Genomic DNA, 16805 nt, shown 5'->3' with positions numbered 1-16805 from the left:
GTTCTGGGCAGGCTGACGCAAGTTTCAAAGGGAATAATCAGCGCATGGCTACGAAGAAAACACCTGTGACCGATGATATGGCGCTGCCGTCGCTTGAAGATGGCGGTGAGCTCGACCAGGCTATCGGCGATCTGCGTGGCGTCCTCAAGACGGATGCGGAAGGTTCGCTGTCCGACTTTGGCGACTTCGGGGATTTCGGGAGCGTTGACGACGCTTCCGCCGACAGCGACCTTTCCGCCTTCGGTGGTGGAGCGGGCGATTTTGCAATGAACGATTTCGCGGCCACCCCACAGGTCGCGGGCATCAAGGCGCCGCTCGGCAGTGGCCTGTCCGACAATATGGACCTGATCATGGATATCCCGATCGATGTCCAGATCGTTCTCGGCACCAGCCGCATGCTCGTCTCGGGTCTGATGAGCCTTGAAGAGGGTGCAACGATCGCGCTTGACCGCAAGATCGGTGAACCGGTCGAGATCATGGTGAATGGCCGCCGTATTGCGCGCGGTGAAATAACGGTACTTGAAGACGACGATACGCGCTTCGGCGTAAAATTGATTGAAGTAATGAGTACGAGAAAAGCCTGATCCCTGTGGGGACGGAGAGGAAAGACCATGATGGACTTCGAGGATTTCGGTAACCCGCTGGCAGGGAAACCGTTGTCTCAGGCCGACAAGGCGGCCGCGGTGCTTCTTGCCATGGGCAAGGGCGTCGCCGGCAAGCTGCTGAAATTTTTCACGCAGCACGAATTGCAGATGATCATTTCCTCGGCCCAGACGCTGCGTGTCATTCCCCCTGACGAACTCGCCCAGATCGTGGCGGAGTTCGAAGACCTGTTCACGGAAGGAACGGGTCTGATGGACAATGCCAAGGCGATTGAAAGCATTCTCGAAGAGGGCCTGACACCGGAGGAGGTGGACAGCCTTCTCGGCCGTCGTGCAGCCTTCCAGGCCTATGAAGCGTCGATCTGGGATCGCCTGCAGGAAGCGGAGCCGGAATTCGTCGGCAAGTTCCTGCTGCGCGAGCATCCCCAGACTATCGCCTATATCCTCTCCATGCTGCCCTCGTCCTTCGGTGCCAAGGTCCTTCTGACCATTCCCGAAGAGCAGCGCGCCGATATCATGAACCGCACGGTGAACATGAAGGAAGTCAGCCCCACGGCTGCCCAGATCATCGAGAAGCGTGTGGTCAACCTCATCAACGAGATCGAAGCAGAGCGCAATGCGGGCGGCTCCACGAAGGTTGCCGACCTGATGAACGAAATGGAAAAGCCGCAGGTCGATACGCTGCTCAGCTCGCTCGAAACGCTCAGCAAGGAAGCTGCCAACAAGGTCAAGCCGAAGATCTTCCTCTTCGACGATCTCATGTTCATGCCGCAGCGCAGCCGCGTCCTGTTGCTCAACGATGTCTCGGCGGACGTTCTCACCATGGCGCTGCGTGGCGCAACCATGGAAATCAAGGAATGTGTGCTGTCCAGCATCAGTCCGCGCCAGCGCCGCATGATCGAATCGGACCTCGCCGTGCCGCAGGCTTCTATCAACACCCGCGAAGTGGCGATTGCACGCCGCGCCGTGGCGCAGGAAGCGATCCGGCTGGCCAATTCCGGTCAGATTCAGCTGAAGGAAGCCTCCACAGAGGAACAATCCGCAGCAGCCTGAGCGGAAGCCGGTTGATAACCCGCCTTACAGGTAATGCCGGCCATTGCGATGGCTGGTCTCGGGCGCTAGTTTCGGAATGACGGCCTGCCGCGATCGGCGGGCCTTTTTTTATCCCGGGAACGTGCCTTGGCAGACGATCAGGACAAGGACAGTAAAACAGAAGACCCAACGGAGAAAAAACTCCGTGATGCGGCGGAAAAGGGCAATCTTCCCTTTTCCCGCGAGGTGCCGATCTTTGCTTCGTCACTCGCCTTTTACTGCTATCTGGTTTTCTTTTTGCCCGACGGCGCCGGTCGCCTCGGCGTAACGCTGAAGGACCTGTTCGGCCAGCCCGAACAATGGAACCTCAGCACCAGGCCGGATGCCCTGTCGCTGCTTTATTTCCTCGGCACGTCCATGGCCTATCTGCTCATGCCGGCCATGATCATGTTCATCGTCTTCGGCCTTGCCTCCTCGTTTTTCCAGAACCTGCCGTCGCCGGTGCTTGAGAGGGTGCGTCCGCAATGGTCGCGCATCTCGCCTGCAAAGGGGTTCGGCCGCATCTACAGCAAGCAGGGATTTGTGGAATTCGGCAAATCGCTGTTCAAGATCTTGATCGTTTCGATCATCATGTTCCTGTCTCTGCGCGGCGATTTCTACAGTCTCATCGACCTGATGTTCTCCGACCCGCAGGTCATTTTCGTCAGGGTTGTCGAGCTCACCAAAAAGATGATGGTCGTGATTCTCTTTTCGACCGCGCTGCTTGCCGCCGTCGACCTTTTGTGGACGCGCCACCACTGGTTCAGCCAGCTGAAAATGACGAAGCATGAGGTGAAGGAAGAATACAAGCAATCGCAGGGCGACCCGGTGGTCAAAGCCCGTCAGCGTTCGGTCGCCCGTGACCGCGCCCGCCGCCGCATGATCGACAATGTGCCGCGCGCGACACTGGTGATTGCCAACCCGACACACTTTGCAGTGGCGTTGCGTTACGTTCGCGAAGAAGGCGACGCGCCTGTCGTCGTTGCCAAGGGTCAGGACCTTATCGCATTGAAAATCCGCGAAATTGCGGAAAAAAATAATATCCCCGTTTTTGAAGATCCGCCGCTCGCACGCTCCATGTTTGCGCAAGTCTCGATCGATAGTGTGATTCCACCAGCTTTTTACAAGGCTGTAGCTGAGCTCGTTCATCGGGTTTACGCCATGAAGTCATCGAAAATACGGGTTCAATAAAACCAATGAAAAAATCCGCCTATTCTGAAAAGCGGGAAATGATCGTCGCAGAGGCGATCAACCCGATCGCCACCGAACTGCGCCTGCTCGATCCGGCCGACCTGATTTCATTGCTCAGATTCGAGTGCTACGGCAGCATTGCCGACCTCGTCTCGTCGGCCGCGGAGCTTTATTATCATCCGGGTACGATCAATTTCGGTGCCGGTGGCGAATACAGGCTCGAATGGGAAGGGGCGCCGGAGATCGTCCTCGATCTCGAACTGAAACCGCACGGCGCGACGGTTTATGCGCAATTGATTCTGGCCAACGAGCATGCTGCGGTTGAGATCAATCATGTTTCGTTTCAGAACCCTTCGGAAAATCCGGACGAGAACACCGAATTTCTCCGTCAGAGCCTGACGGCTGCCCGATTCGTGTCGGCGCGCCAGGGCGAAGCTGCCTGAGCCAGTCCAGCGGACATTTTCATATATTATCCATTGCGCCTTCCGAATTCACGGGCGCGATGGCTTCATTCGGGCACTTTTTCACCCGACCTTGCCTGAAGCGTGTCGGTTTATGCAAAACCGGCCTGTGAAGGCAAGGAACGCCTTGCAAATCAGCGTTGTTGTTTGGTACCTATCGAATTAACGATTTGTTAACGAACGGCAGGTCGCGGTGGCTCTTTTTACCATCGCTGATGCGCATGATGCCTCTGCTCGTTTTCGGCGCAGCGCCGGATTTTTCCTGACAGTACCAATTGGGTGGACCCAATGACCAGCATTTTGACCAATGCGGCGGCGATGGCCGCGCTGCAAACCTTGCGCATGATCGACAAGAATCTCGAGACGACGCAGGCGCGTGTGTCGTCCGGCTACCGTGTCGAAACAGCGGCGGACAATGCCGCCTACTGGTCTATCTCCACAACCATGCGCTCCGACAATGCAGCGCTCTCGGCCGTGCAGGATGCATTGGGACTGGGCGCCGCCAAGGTTGATACGGCCTATGACGCCCTTGCGAACTCGATCGAGGTCGTCAAGAAAATCAAGGAAAAGCTTGTCGCCGCCTATGGCGTCGGGGCTGACCGCGGCAAGATCCAGGACGAAATCAAGCAGCTTCAGGAACAGCTGAAGAGCACGTCGGAATCTGCCTCCTTCTCCGGCGAGAACTGGCTGCAGGCCAGCATCAGCAATGGTGGCACGCCGCCGGTTGTAGAACCCATCACCAAAAAGGTCGTCGCGTCCTTCACGCGCACCGGTTCGGGCAATGTCGGCGTCACCACGGTTGACTATGTGCTGGACGGCAGTGCCGTGCTTTTCGACCTCAGCGGCGGAAAACTCGGTATTCTCGACAAGAGCGCCGTTTTTGTCGCGAAGACGGAACAACAGATCACTCAAACATCGACGACAGCCGGCGTGACCACCAATGCGGGTTACGTCGTCAAGAAATTGACGGACGCGGAAATCGGCACGCTGAATGCGGCGACGCCGGATACGAATGCCGACCCGAGCGTCTACAGCAACGGAACGGTGAATTATCTTCGTTTGTCCGAGAATACCTGGGTCAAGGTGACGGCGACCAACCCTTCGAGCGGCACCACCACCGTCGCGGCGGCCTATCGGGACACAGGCAGCAACGATTGGTTCTATGACACGACCGGTGCGCCGACCTCCGTTGCCAGATCCCTCGGTCTTTCCGTCTCCACGCTCGATCTCGACAATCTCGATGTCGTGGCGGCAGCCATGAGCGGTTTTTCCGGTGGCACCACGAACTACACCGCTTCCGACGCCATCGATGTGATGATGAGTTTTGTCGACAAGCAGCTCGAAGCCATGACCAGTACGGCCTCCAGCCTCGGCTCACTACAGAGCCGCATCAACATGCAGGAAAACTTCGTCTCAAGCCTGATGGACGTGATCGACAAGGGTATCGGCCGTCTCGTGGATGCGGATATGAACGAGGAATCGACCAGGCTGAAGGCTCTGCAGACACAGCAGCAGCTCGGCATCCAGGCGCTCTCGATCGCCAATGCCAACGCGCAAAACATCCTTCAGCTCTTCAAGTAAACCGGCGTCGGTCCGGCGGGTTCGGGGGAGTTGGTTGCAAGGTTTCTGAAAACGGGGCCCGCCTTCATCCTCGCACAAGTTTGAACACCTAACGTCGGGGCAATATCGGGTGGATCGCATGGCGTGATCCGGCCGGAAACAATTGAAGAGACGGGCAGGGTAGCAAGGATGACGGTGGTGCCGCCAAACGGCTTTGATCGCAGGCAACGAAACATGTCTCGCCCCTTTGGCCTGTCTTGCCGGGGGCCGGCATGAGCGCGTCCATTGCAAGATATCTCAAGGATTTCGGTGACGTGCAGCCCGCGGGACTGACGTTCGGCGAACCGTTGGCGGATGTCGACGGCATTTCCGGTTTTGGCGATATTGCGTCCGGTTTCGATGAATTCGAGCCGCTCGACGTCGAAAGCGAAAAACAGGCCGCCTATGCCCGTGGTCACGAGGATGCGACCCGCGAGATCACGGACAAAATGCAGGCCGAGCGCGAGGAGCTTCTTGCCGCTCATGCCGCAGAACTCGAAGGCTTACGTTCCGTCTATCTGGAAGAAATTGCCGTTTTCCTGTCGCTAAGGCTACGTGAAGGCATCGATGCGATCGCCACCAATCTCAGCGAACAGACCGCCAATATCCTTGCCCCGATTCTGACCGAAGAGCTGTCGCTGAAGGCGGTTTCGGCGCTTGCGGATGTCGTTCGTGCTTCCATGCCGGATGGCGAGGCCGTGACCCTTGTCGTGAAAGGCCCGAAAGATTTGTTTGAGCAGCTGAAGACGCAGCCGGGCTTTGAAGAAGAGACGATGAAATTTACCGAGACGGCAGATATCGACCTCTCCGTTGAGTTGGGTGAAAGCGTGTTCGTCACGCGCATGTCCGCCTGGGCGTCCAGTCTTCGCAAGGTGATGAAATGAGTGAAGGCGAAAATCACCACCACGGCAAGAACGAGATCATCATCGTCAAACGCCACAAGGGCGGGCACGATGGCGCCCATGGCGGCGCGTGGAAGATCGCTTACGCCGACTTCATGACGGCCATGATGGCGTTCTTCCTCGTCATGTGGCTGGTCAATGCCGCAAACGAGGAAACCAAGGCCTCGGTCGCCAGCTATTTCAATCCGATAAAGCTGTCCGATGAGAAACCCTCGTCCAAGGGGCTGGAAAAACCCGTGGACAAGGAAGAGGGCGTCGAGAAGAAAGACCAGTCCAACATAAAGGCGGAAAAGGTCACCCAGGGTTCGGCCGCTGCGACAGGTGAAGACCTGACCTCGCAGACCGGGGAGCAGTCGAACTTCTCAGAAGCGGACTTTTTCGAGAATCCCTATTCCGTTCTGGCGGAAATTGCCCAGCAGGTCGGGCAACAGGCCAATGTCAGCGCCAAGGGCGAAGGTGGTGCTGCCGATTCCGGCCCGGCGACGGGTGCGAGCGGCGGTGAGGCTTACCGCGATCCCTTCGATCCCGATTTCTGGACCCAGCAGGTGAAGATCACACGTGCGGACCAGCAGCAAAATCCGGTCGAACAGCAGCAATCTGCCGAGAACAAGCAGCAGGACGCTGCCAAGGATAATGAAGCGGTTGCGGCTAAATCGTCTCAGCAGCCAGCCGATGGTGCAGATCACGGCAAGGCCATGGAAGTCGCCGCCGTGGTGCCGCAGCAGCGGCCGGGTGCCGCAGAGCAGGCAGCACTTACGCAGCCTCAGCCGGAGCAGCAGCAGCCAGGTACTGCTGCGCAGAAGGAAGAGGCCAAAGAGCTGCGCCAAGAGATCGAGAAGCAGATATCCGGCATTAGCGGCAAGCTCGCCGAAGGTCTGGTGGTGACGCCCGCCGAAGGCGGATTGCTGTTGACCATTTCCGACCAGACGGAAACGCCGATGTTCAATGTCGGATCGGCTGTGCCCCGCGGCGAAATGGTCCTGGCCATGGAGAAGATCGGCAAGTTGCTTCAGGAGCGTGGCGGCAGCGTGGTGATCCGCGGCCATACCGATGGACGCCAGTTCAAGGGTGAGGCTAATGACAATTGGCGGCTTTCCATGGACCGCGCGCATAGCGCCTATTACATGCTGGTTCGCGGCGGCCTGTCGGAAGAGCGGGTGAAACAGGTTTCGGGTTTTGCGGATCGCAGATTGCAGGTGCCGGCAGACCCACTGGCGAATGCGAACCGTCGTATCGAAATCCTGCTTGAGGCCGATGGGGGGTGAGTGTGACGAAATCCTCGAAACGTTGGGTTTTTCTTGCGGCGACACTGTGTGGTCTCGGTGCCGAACCGGCGAAGGTTTTTGCGCAATCGCAAGACAACCTCATGCCCTATTCCATGTTGCGTTCCCTGCAGTTCGTGCAGGATTCGGTCACCATGGGAGACCATTCGGCAACCGAAATGCAGCGGTTTCTGCTCCAGACGATCGACGAGCGGCTTAAGAGCGCACCTTCGGCGATCTTCAAGGATCCGCGCAATGTCGATGCGGCGCTTGTCTACGCGATGAGCGGCGGCAATCCGGCCACGCTCGAATTGCTCGTCGCGCGGGATGTAGACGGCAATTTCGACAGCCGCGTCGCCGATATTCTGCGCAAATATCTGTCCGGCAAGGGAACGCTGGTCGCTCAGAGCATAGCTGCCATGGTGCCCGAGTATCGCGGCACGAGAATTGGCGCCTATCTTGCACTGATCGGCGGCAATGTGACGATCCCCCGCGATCCGGTGGCTGCCCTCGGTTTCTATGACATAGCCCGGCTCGAAGCGCCCGGTACCATCGTGGAGGAGGCTGCACTCCGCCGCTCGCTTGCTATCGCCGTTGAAGACGGCGATGCCGGGCGTGGCGTCGAATATGCACAGCGTTACGCGCGGCGGTTCCTGCATTCGCCCTATGCCAGCCAGTTCGCGGACCTTCTGGTCTCACTGGTGGTCAAACGTGTCGATTCCATCGGGCACGACACGATAGAGGAAACATTCGCCATGATGGACGCGGAGAGGCAGAAGGAAGCTTATCTGCGCCTGTCCCGTCTCGCGGCGATCAGCGGCAAGGATTCCCTGGCGCGCATGGCGGCGTTGAAGGCGAAAGCACTGTCGCCGGATATGCCGGACCAGCCGCAAGTTCAGGCAAATCTCTATGAAAGCCTTTCCAATATCGGCACGCCCGATGTGGTGAGCGCGATTGAAACAATCGGGCAAATTCCCGAGGCCCAGCTTTCGGATCGCGACAGGGCCCTGCGGGACGCGGCAAGGGCAATCGCCGACCAGGTGGTTCGTCCGCCTTCCCCGCAGCCTGGCGCCGACCCCGGTGTCACGGCAGGGCAGGGGGCCGGGTCTGGCGCGCCCGCGAATGAGGCGGCCAGTGCCGAGACCAAGGGCATATGGAGAGTTGAAAACCACAAGGCTGAGGATGAGGGCGAGAACGTCCGGCAACTCGTGACGAGTGGCCGCAGTAAGCTCGATGAAATCGACAGCCTTTTGAAGAAAGGCGAGGGGGCACCATGATCGACGCAACCATCAACGCGATAGTGAATGCGCCATATAACGATCCGCGCGCTGGCAGCGCCAGTGTGAGGGACGACGCCAAAGGCGGAAGTTTCGGCGACACTCTCGCGACGGTCAGGGACGAGCGCCCGCCGCAGGCACCGCATTCGCGTCATCAGCAGGAAGCGGGATCGGCTGAGGAGCAGCATGCTCAACCGGATGACGATGCGGAAAAGACGGATGTGCCGGTCAAGCGGCCCCCGAGCTTCCTGAACGTGATCGTCAAGGACCATTCCGGAGAAGGCCATGGTCACGAGGCGCTGGCGGAACTTCAGAATGCGATTAAGACGGCGCATACATCGCCTGAAAACGGCAAACCTGGCAAGAAGGTCAAGGACGCCGACAAGGAGAGCCAGACGGCGGCGGATGCAATCGATCCGAAGCTGGCAGAGCTGCAGACGCTCACGGCCAATGTCGGCGATATCGTGACAGCCAAGACGCCCCTTGAGGAAATTGCGCAGGCGATTGCCGGCAAGGCCGATGTCAAATCCGAAAAGGTCGAAACTGTCAGGGGCAAGGCTGAGCCTCTGGCGAAGGACATGCACGCACGGACCGAGCTTGCCGGAAACGAAGCCGGATCCGGATCGGGCACTGAAGGCGACGCCTCGGCATTCCGCTTCGCATCTCCTCGTTCCGGCACAGCCCGCGCTCTCGATATGAGTACGGTTCAGCGGGATGGCCGCGTCGAGTTCGATGCCCGGGAAAGCAGTGGCAAGGCGACCGAGACGATTACCGTTCTCGATTCGCGGCGGTTCATTGGTCTGGCACCTTCATCCAACGCCTCGGCTCTGACCGGCCTCATCGCCAATGATTCTGAATGGGTTAGCGCCATGCAGCCCGGCTCGTCGCTGTCCAATGAGGCGGCCCAGAGCAGCACCGGCAAAGTCGTCCATACGCTGAAGCTGCACATGACGCCGATCGAGCTGGGATCGGTGACGATGTCGTTGCGTCTTGCCGGCGATGAGCTTGCCGTTCACATGACGGTGGAGAACGTGGCCGCCTACAAAAAGCTTCAGCAGGACAGCAAGAGCATCCTCGAGGGCCTCAAGGCGCAGGGTCTGACGGTCGATAACATCACGATCAGCATTGCTTCTTCTGACAAGAGTGACCAAACGGGCACACAAGCCAACAATCAGCAAAATCAGCAGGCGCAGCAGCAGGGCCAACAGGCCGCCGCAGGGCGCAACCGTGACGAGTCCGGCACACGCGGCGGACGGCAGGGCAATGGTGATAATTTGGGGGTGCATAATGAAGGCATGGATGGCGCTCTTGGCTCTGCCCGCACTTCTGCTGACAACGGCGTTTACCTCTGAAAACGCCTCCGCTTCGGCAACGTCAGGTGTCTGTGAAAGGGAAATTCAGTCCGCCGCCCGCAAATACGGCGTGCCGGAGGGAATTCTCTATTCTGTCGGCCTGACCGAGACCGGTCGCAAGGGTCGGCTTGACCCCAACGCCATGAATATTGAGGGAAAACCGGTATTTGCCTCCTCCACCGAGGAGGCATTGACCACTTTCGAGACGGCAAAGCGCAACGGCGCCAAGCTGATCGACCTCGGATGTATGCAGATAAACCACTATTTCCATGGCGAAAACTTCACATCCGCGCGTGAAATGTTCGATCCGCGCCGCAATGTCGAATATGCCGCCATGTTCCTGCGCAATCTCCACAACAGGCACGAAACCTGGACCATGGCGGTCGCCCGCTATCATGCCGGGCCCAACAACGACCCGGCTCAAAAGAAATATGTCTGCCGGGTGATCGCCAATCTGGTGGCGACAGGCTACGGAAAATGGACCGCCAACGCGAAAAATTTCTGCGACGGATAACAACCATCGATTGTTTTGATGCGGTCAAGGACTCGCAATTTGAAATGTGGCGAGAGAAAGCCCTAAAAAAGGCGTCGCAAGCGATTTTTTCGGATTTTTGAAATTTTTACACAAAAATTTTGTACCGTATATGGTTAACAACCACTATATATAGATCAAATCGGCACAAAATGGTTAATCAATTATTAATAACTATCGATGATTTCCTACAGTTGTCGCTGAATCCCCCGATTCGTACCAATGCCGCATTGGAAAACACCACACTGATTCGGAGGCGGACGAATGATCGTAGTGGTTGATGAGCGCGAGCTCGTTAAAGACGGCTATACTTCTCTATTTGGGCGTGAGGGCATCCCCTCGACCGGTTTCGATCCGGTCGAATTCGGGGAGTGGGTCTCGACGGCAGCGGACAGCGATCTGGCGGCCGTAGAGGCATTCCTGATCGGTCAGGGCGACCGGAGCTTCTCCTTGCCGAAGGCGATCAGGGATCGCACGACGGCACCGGTGATCGCGGTCAGCGACCAGCCCTCGCTGGAATCGACTCTGGCGCTGTTCGACAGCGGCGTCGATGACGTCGTGCGCAAGCCGGTTCACCCCCGTGAAATCCTTGCGCGTGCGGCGGCGATCCGTCGCCGCCTGCAGGTTATCTCGAATTTCACCGATGCGGGACCGATCCGGGTTTTCTCCGACGGTCGTGATCCCGAAGTTGGTGGCGAGGTCTTTGCCTTGCCGCGGCGCGAGCGCCGCATCCTTGAATATTTGATTGCCAATCGCGGACGCCGCGTTTCTAAGGCGCAGATTTTCAATGCCATCTACGGCATCTTCGATGATGACGTCGAAGAGAACGTCGTGGAAAGCCATATCAGCAAGCTGCGCAAGAAGCTTCGCAAGAAGCTCGGCTACGATCCGGTCGATTCCAAGCGTTTCCTCGGTTACAGCATTGATTGGCAATAATATTCATTCATCCGCGTGGTCTTTTTCAAACGCGGTATTTCAGACAGCTTCACGCAAGCCAAACGCTTTACCTTCTCCCTGAAGATGACCACGAGGGTTTTTGAATGAGTATTTTCGGCACTATGCGAACCGGTGTGTCCGGCATGAATGCACAGGCTAACAAGCTGGGAACCGTTGGCGACAACATCGCCAACGCAAGCACCACCGGCTACAAGCGCGCATCGACGTCGTTCTCCTCGCTCGTTCTGCCCTCCTCGTCGGGCAGCTATGCCTCCGGCGGCGTGCAGTCCAACGTTCGCTACAGCATTTCAGAGCAGGGCAACCTGTCCTACACCACGTCGAGCACCGATCTTGCCATTCAGGGCAACGGTTTCTTCGTGGTTCAGGATGGTGGCGGCACGCCTTATCTCACACGTGCCGGCTCGTTCGTGAAGAATGCGGAAGGCTACCTGGAAAACGCAGCGGGCTTCCAGCTGATGGGTTACCCCTACGGGGCAAATGCGCCAGCTGCCGTCGTCAACGGCTTTACCGGCCTTGAGGCCGTCAACGTCAATAATTTCGGCCTGACAGCATCGCCCTCCACGCAGGGCAGCTTCCCGGCCAACCTCAATCGCGATGAAGCCGCTGTTGCGGCGGGCTCGCGTCCGAGCGACAACCTTGCAACATCGACGATCGGTAACAAGACATCGTTGACGGCGTACGACAGCGGTGGCGCGAAGGTTCTCTACGATTTCTATTACACCAAGACCGGCGCCAATACCTGGGAAGTGGCAGTCTATCGTCAGGACCAGTCGACCAATGGCGGCTTCCCTTACACGGCGACCCCAGCAGCGAACCTTGTCAAGGAATCAGTCACGCTGGCATTCGACCCGGCGACCAATAAGCTCACACCTACCTCTCCAAAGTCGATCACCATCAACGACACGGTCAGCGGCGTCCCGCAGGCAATAAGTATCGACCTGTCCGACATGTCGCAGTTCTCGACGAAGTTCACGCCCGGCACCGCGATCCTGAACGGTAACGGCCCGAGCCAGATCAAGGACGTGGAAATCGGCAAGGACGGCGTAGTGACTGCAGTCTATCAGGATGGTGGCCGCCGCAACATCTACCAGCTGGCGGTTGCCACGGTGCCGAGCGTCGACAACCTCTCCCCTCAGAACGGCAACGTTTATCTGCCGAGCAACGAGTCGGGCGTCGTCACCATCGGTTTCCCGCAGACGGGCAGCTTCGGTTACATCCAGAAGGGTGCGCTTGAGGGCTCGAACGTCGATATCGCCAGCGAACTCACCGATATGATTGAATCCCAGCGTATCTATACAGCGAATTCGAAAGTCTTCCAGACCGGGTCGGATTTGATGGATGTCCTGATCAATCTGAAGAGATAGTAATTCTCACGAGGACAAATGAATGTCGCTCACGTCAGCAATGAATACTGCGCAGTCGATCTTCAACAATACAGGTAAGCAGACGGACGTTACTTCGAAAAACATTGCCAATGTGGGTAATGCGAACTACGTCAAGCGAACCGCCATTCTCGGCACGACCATGTCAGGTGCAAGTATTGTCGCCAACGGCCGTGCCCAGAATGAGAGCCTCCTGAGGCAGACGATCTCCAGTGCATCCCTCGCTTCCGGCCAGAAAACCGTTCTGACCGGGCTCGAGGAGATGAAAAGCCTTTTCGGCGGCAACGATTACGAGAGTTCGCCTGCCACCTATATGAAGGAACTGCTGAAGAGCCTTGACGGTTACGCCTCAAAGCCGAGCGATTCCGCGCTTGCTGCGACGGCGGTGACATCCGCCGTGGACGTCGCCAATTCCCTGAACAAGGCTTCGTCCGAACTGCAGGCGATGCGCCTGCGTGCCGACAAGGAAATGTCCCTTCAGGTCGACAAGCTGAACGGCCTGCTCGCGAAATTCGAGGAAGCCAACAACGAGGTCAAGGCGCAGACCGCGATCGGCGGCAATCCAAGTGATGCTCTCGACCAGCGCGAGACGCTGCTGAAGGACATTTCGTCCATCATCGGGATCAACGTCGTCAATCGTGAAAACAACGACGTGGCGCTCTACACGGCGGATGGCGCGACCCTGTTCGAAGTCGTGCCGCGCAAGGTTACTTTCAAGGCGCAGCCGGGCTACGACGCGACGGTCACGGGGAACGCGATCTACGTTGATGGCGTCGCGATCAAGGCGAGCAGCGGCAGCAACACGACAGCGGAAGGTTCGCTTCAGGGTCTGATGCAGGTTCGTGACGACCTGGCGCCAACCATGCAGAGCCAGCTCGACGAAATTGCGCGCGGCCTCATCACCATGTTTGCGGAAAAGCCGGCCAGCCCGACCAGCACGCTGCCGAAGATGCCAGGCCTCTTCACCTACGGCTCGCCTGCGGCCACAACCATTCCGGCAAGCGGTGTTGTCTCTCCCGGGCTCGCTGCGAGCATTACCGTCAACCCTGCGTTAATTATTTCCAAAGGTGGAAACCCGGAATTGTTGCGCGACGGCGGTATCAACGGTACCGCTTATGTAATCAACAGCACAACTTCAGGCGGAACCGGGTTTTCCGCACTGATCGACAGCTATGTCACTGCTTTTGACGCGCCCATGAATTTTGCCGCGTCGACACGTATCGATACGAATACAAGCATCCTGAAATACGGCACCAACTCGGTGGGGTGGCTCGAACAGGAACGATCCGGCGCAACTTCGGCAAACGAAGCGAAAAGCGCGCTCTATGAGCGCTCCGCCACCTCCTATTCGAACAATACTGCCGTCAGCCTGGATGAGGAGCTTTCGCTGCTCATGGATATCGAGCAATCCTACAAGGCCGCCACGAAGCTGGTGACCACCATCGACGACATGCTCAAGTCGCTGATGGATATGGTGAGGTAATAGATGAAAACGTCCTTCATTTCATCGCTGGCGATGCAGAACAGCATGCGCAGCACCATCCTCAAGGCCCAGCTTGAGATGACGAACCTCAATACCGAGCTGACCACGGGCAAACATGCGGACCTGGGCGTGACGCTGGGTGCCAACACGGCCCGCAGTCTTGACCTTAATCGCGATGTCGATCGTCTCTCTTCGCTCGTCAGCGTCAATTCCATCGCCACGCAGCGCCTCAAGTCCTCTCAGGCGGCACTTGATGGCATGGCAAAGGCCGCCCAGGAAATTCAGAAGGTTCTTGTTCCGAATACCAGCAGCGCAGCACCAACGCTGGCAACGGTCGCCAAAACCATTTCGAATGCGTTCAACACCTTCACCGGTTTTGCCAATACGGCAGTCAGTGGCGAATTTCTGTTTTCCGGCATCAATACGGATGTGAAGCCTATCGATGACTACTTTGCCGAAGGATCGACGCTGAAAGCAGCCTATGAGGTTGAGCTGAACGCGTTCATGGCGGCACAGACACCTGCGGTCGGTAACATTGCCGACCTGTCCAAGGATCAGGCCGCGGCGTTCATGACCCGTATCGAAGGCGTGTTCAACGGTACTACGCCGGTTACGAACCCACCGCACAGCGATCTGACGGCCGGCCAGAATTACGATTTCTGGACGACCTATGGGTCGAAGGCGAGCGACACGAACATGACGAGCCGCATCAGCCAGAACGAGGTGGTCGAGACATCGACCAACAGCAACTCGCAGGGCATGCGTTATTTCGCGATGACAGCAATGACGGCGATGACGTTCCTTGATGACAAGGTCCCAAGCGACGTTCGTGAATTGGTGGCAACCAGGTCGGTGACCAATATAGGCACGGTCATTAGTGGTTTGAACCAGCAGCAGAGCCAGCTCGGCCTTTCCGAAAGCCGTGTTTCGAAAGCGAACGACTCGCTCGCCGCCCAGAAAAAGATCATCGAGACTCATCTGCTGGATATCGAGGGGATCGATACCTACGAGGTGAAGACACGCCTGGATCTGCTCCAGCAGCAGATTGAAATTGCCTACAGCCTTACGTCGCGTCTGCAAAAAATGAGTCTGGTAAACTACCTCTGATGAACAGGGGTGGCGGCAGATAAAGGATACATGAATGTACCAGTTTTCCTACGCCGAAATCATGGAGGATGGTGTCGCAGACGCGAAGGATCGCGAGCGGCAGGCGTTGACAAAATCGATCGATCTACTGGTGGAGGCAAAGGATTCCTCTTCCCAGCGCCACACGATCGAAGCGCTTTTTTACACTCGACGGGTCTGGATCCGCTTCATTGAGGACCTCAAGCAGCCCGAAAACCAGCTGGCCATGGAACTCAGGGCAAATCTGATTTCGATCGCGATCTGGATTTTGAAAGAGTGCGAACTGATCCGGAAACGTCAGTCGACGAATTTCCAGGGTATAATTGACGTGACAACCATCATCAGGGATGGACTGAAATGAAAAGTACACTTCGAATCTCGCTGAAATCGGGCGAAAAGATTTTCATCAACGGCGCGGTTTTGCGGGTGGATCGCAAGGTGGCCCTCGAATTCCTGAACGATGTCACGTTCCTGCTTGAAAACCACGTCCTGCAGCCGGAGCAGGCGACGACGCCGCTCAGACAGCTTTATTTCATCGCCCAGATGATCCTCATCAACCCGGAAGGACGCGAACAGTCGACGAACCTGTTCCGCAAATCCGTGAGCATGCTGCTGAATTGCTTCCAGCATGAGGAGATTCTTGCCGAACTCAAGCGTATCGACGGTCTGGTTGCCTCGGGTAAGGCTTTCGAAGCGCTGAAGGCCATTCGTGGCCTGTACCCGACCGAGGAAAAGATCCTCAACAATCAGGAAATGACCCCCGCAACGATCGAGCAGATTCGCAAGGAGATCGCACCATGGCGGTAGATGCAGTCACGTCGGCAGCCTCTAACCCCTGGGCAAATGCCGGGGCGAGCAGCAACGACAAAAGCGCGGCCTCGCTTAACTACGACAGCTTCCTGAAGCTTCTCATCGCCCAGATGAAAAACCAGGATCCGACCAGCCCGATGGATGCCGGCCAGCAGATGTCGCAGCTTGCGAGCTTCTCGCAGGTTGAGCAGACGATCAAGACCAACACCCATCTGAAGAGCATGCTGCAGGCCGAAGCCCTGACGCGCGCTTCCGACCTGGTTGGCAAAACGGTCAAGAGCGCCGACGACAAGGTCACCGGCGTGGTAAAGGAAGTCGAAGTCTATTCGGACGGCGTCGTCGCCATCACAGAAGCTGGTGACAAAGTGCTGCTGCAGGCCGGTGTGACCTTCTCGAACGGTCCGATCGCGACTACACCTGATAGCGGCACCGATTCGGACGTGCCTGCAGGTTCCTGACATTGAAGAGGCGGCATGACGCCGCCTTTCCGGAATAAAGGATGCGACGATGAACGAGGCCGATGCGCTTGATATCATGCAGGCGGCAGTCTGGACGGTTCTCGTCGCGGCCGGTCCCGCCGTTCTCGCGGCCATGATCGTTGGTGTCGCCATCGCCTTCATCCAGGCCCTGACCCAGGTTCAGGAAATGACGCTGACCTTTGTCCCTAAAATCGTAACGATCATGATCGTTCTCGGCGTTGCCGCCCCGTTTGTGGGCGCGCAGATCGCCCTTTTTTCCAATCTCGTCTTTTCGCGGGTTCAGTCGGGCTTCTGACGCCCGTACCGTCTGGATGCCATCC

18 protein-coding genes are annotated in these 16805 nt (G+C 57.6%); all 18 read left to right on the top strand.

The genetic code is table 11. The features are described 5' to 3' along the window. The first annotated feature begins 44 nt into the window (after positions 1-44). A complete protein-coding gene (fliN, locus tag ACQZ5Y_RS03320) occupies positions 45-584 on the top strand; it encodes a flagellar motor switch protein FliN (protein WP_003515093.1) in 540 nt (179 codons plus the stop codon). Between the two features lie 27 nt (positions 585-611). Continuing rightward, on the top strand, positions 612-1655 hold the full coding sequence (gene fliG, locus ACQZ5Y_RS03315) for a flagellar motor switch protein FliG (protein WP_003515095.1): 1044 nt from the start codon (positions 612-614) through the stop codon (positions 1653-1655). A 126-nt stretch (positions 1656-1781) separates the two neighbouring features. Next, positions 1782-2864, top strand: coding sequence for a flagellar biosynthesis protein FlhB (gene flhB, locus ACQZ5Y_RS03310; RefSeq protein WP_003515096.1), 1083 nt, complete (start codon positions 1782-1784; stop codon positions 2862-2864). A 5-nt stretch (positions 2865-2869) separates the two neighbouring features. Continuing rightward, the gene (locus ACQZ5Y_RS03305) at positions 2870-3307 is read left to right on the top strand and encodes a hypothetical protein (protein ID WP_003515097.1); all 438 of its coding nucleotides are present in this window, start codon (positions 2870-2872) and stop codon (positions 3305-3307) included. Between the two features lie 306 nt (positions 3308-3613). After that, positions 3614-4906, top strand: a complete 1293-nt coding sequence (locus ACQZ5Y_RS03300; RefSeq protein ID WP_019564305.1) for a flagellin N-terminal helical domain-containing protein — start codon at positions 3614-3616, stop codon at positions 4904-4906. A 251-nt stretch (positions 4907-5157) separates the two neighbouring features. Continuing rightward, on the top strand, positions 5158-5808 hold the full coding sequence (locus tag ACQZ5Y_RS03295; protein ID WP_174049181.1) for a hypothetical protein: 651 nt from the start codon (positions 5158-5160) through the stop codon (positions 5806-5808). Then, complete coding sequence (locus ACQZ5Y_RS03290) at positions 5805-7091, top strand: MotB family protein (RefSeq protein WP_174049182.1); 1287 nt, start codon at positions 5805-5807, stop codon at positions 7089-7091. The genes ACQZ5Y_RS03295 and ACQZ5Y_RS03290 overlap by 4 nt, the downstream gene beginning before the upstream one ends. Continuing rightward, a complete protein-coding gene (motC, locus tag ACQZ5Y_RS03285) occupies positions 7088-8365 on the top strand; it encodes a chemotaxis protein MotC (protein WP_174049183.1) in 1278 nt (425 codons plus the stop codon). Before ACQZ5Y_RS03290 ends, motC begins: the two co-directional genes overlap by 4 nt. Further along, entirely contained in the window at positions 8362-9717 is a 1356-nt protein-coding gene (fliK, locus tag ACQZ5Y_RS03280) for a flagellar hook-length control protein FliK (RefSeq protein WP_174049184.1), read from the top strand. The genes motC and fliK overlap by 4 nt, the downstream gene beginning before the upstream one ends. After that, positions 9665-10231, top strand: a complete 567-nt coding sequence (locus ACQZ5Y_RS03275; protein WP_019564301.1) for a lytic transglycosylase domain-containing protein — start codon at positions 9665-9667, stop codon at positions 10229-10231. Before fliK ends, ACQZ5Y_RS03275 begins: the two co-directional genes overlap by 53 nt. A gap of 282 nt (positions 10232-10513) precedes the next feature. Then, positions 10514-11185 carry a transcriptional activator Rem gene (gene rem / locus ACQZ5Y_RS03270; protein ID WP_003515107.1) on the top strand — a complete coding sequence of 224 codons (672 nt, stop codon included), beginning with the start codon at positions 10514-10516 and terminating at the stop codon, positions 11183-11185. A 104-nt stretch (positions 11186-11289) separates the two neighbouring features. Next, positions 11290-12570, top strand: coding sequence for a flagellar hook protein FlgE (locus ACQZ5Y_RS03265; RefSeq protein WP_065703824.1), 1281 nt, complete (start codon positions 11290-11292; stop codon positions 12568-12570). 22 nt (positions 12571-12592) lie between these two features. Next, positions 12593-14071: a flagellar hook-associated protein FlgK gene (gene flgK, locus ACQZ5Y_RS03260; RefSeq protein ID WP_003515109.1), complete on the top strand. Its 1479-nt coding sequence runs from the start codon at positions 12593-12595 to the stop codon at positions 14069-14071. 3 nt (positions 14072-14074) lie between these two features. After that, on the top strand, positions 14075-15178 hold the full coding sequence (locus tag ACQZ5Y_RS03255; RefSeq protein ID WP_003515111.1) for a flagellar hook-associated family protein: 1104 nt from the start codon (positions 14075-14077) through the stop codon (positions 15176-15178). A gap of 34 nt (positions 15179-15212) precedes the next feature. Next, complete coding sequence (gene flaF, locus ACQZ5Y_RS03250) at positions 15213-15557, top strand: flagellar biosynthesis regulator FlaF (protein WP_003515112.1); 345 nt, start codon at positions 15213-15215, stop codon at positions 15555-15557. Beyond that, the gene (flbT, locus tag ACQZ5Y_RS03245) at positions 15554-16003 is read left to right on the top strand and encodes a flagellar biosynthesis repressor FlbT (protein ID WP_003515113.1); all 450 of its coding nucleotides are present in this window, start codon (positions 15554-15556) and stop codon (positions 16001-16003) included. The genes flaF and flbT overlap by 4 nt, the downstream gene beginning before the upstream one ends. Further along, on the top strand, positions 15994-16464 hold the full coding sequence (gene flgD, locus ACQZ5Y_RS03240) for a flagellar hook assembly protein FlgD (protein ID WP_003515114.1): 471 nt from the start codon (positions 15994-15996) through the stop codon (positions 16462-16464). The genes flbT and flgD overlap by 10 nt, the downstream gene beginning before the upstream one ends. 49 nt (positions 16465-16513) lie before the next feature. Then, complete coding sequence (locus ACQZ5Y_RS03235) at positions 16514-16780, top strand: flagellar biosynthetic protein FliQ (protein WP_003515115.1); 267 nt, start codon at positions 16514-16516, stop codon at positions 16778-16780. Positions 16781-16805 lie beyond the last annotated feature (25 nt).

Source organism: Agrobacterium sp. A3-95 (assembly GCF_053521785.1).
Note: the sequence above shows the minus strand (reverse complement) of the source record. Positions and strands in the feature narration are given on the sequence as shown.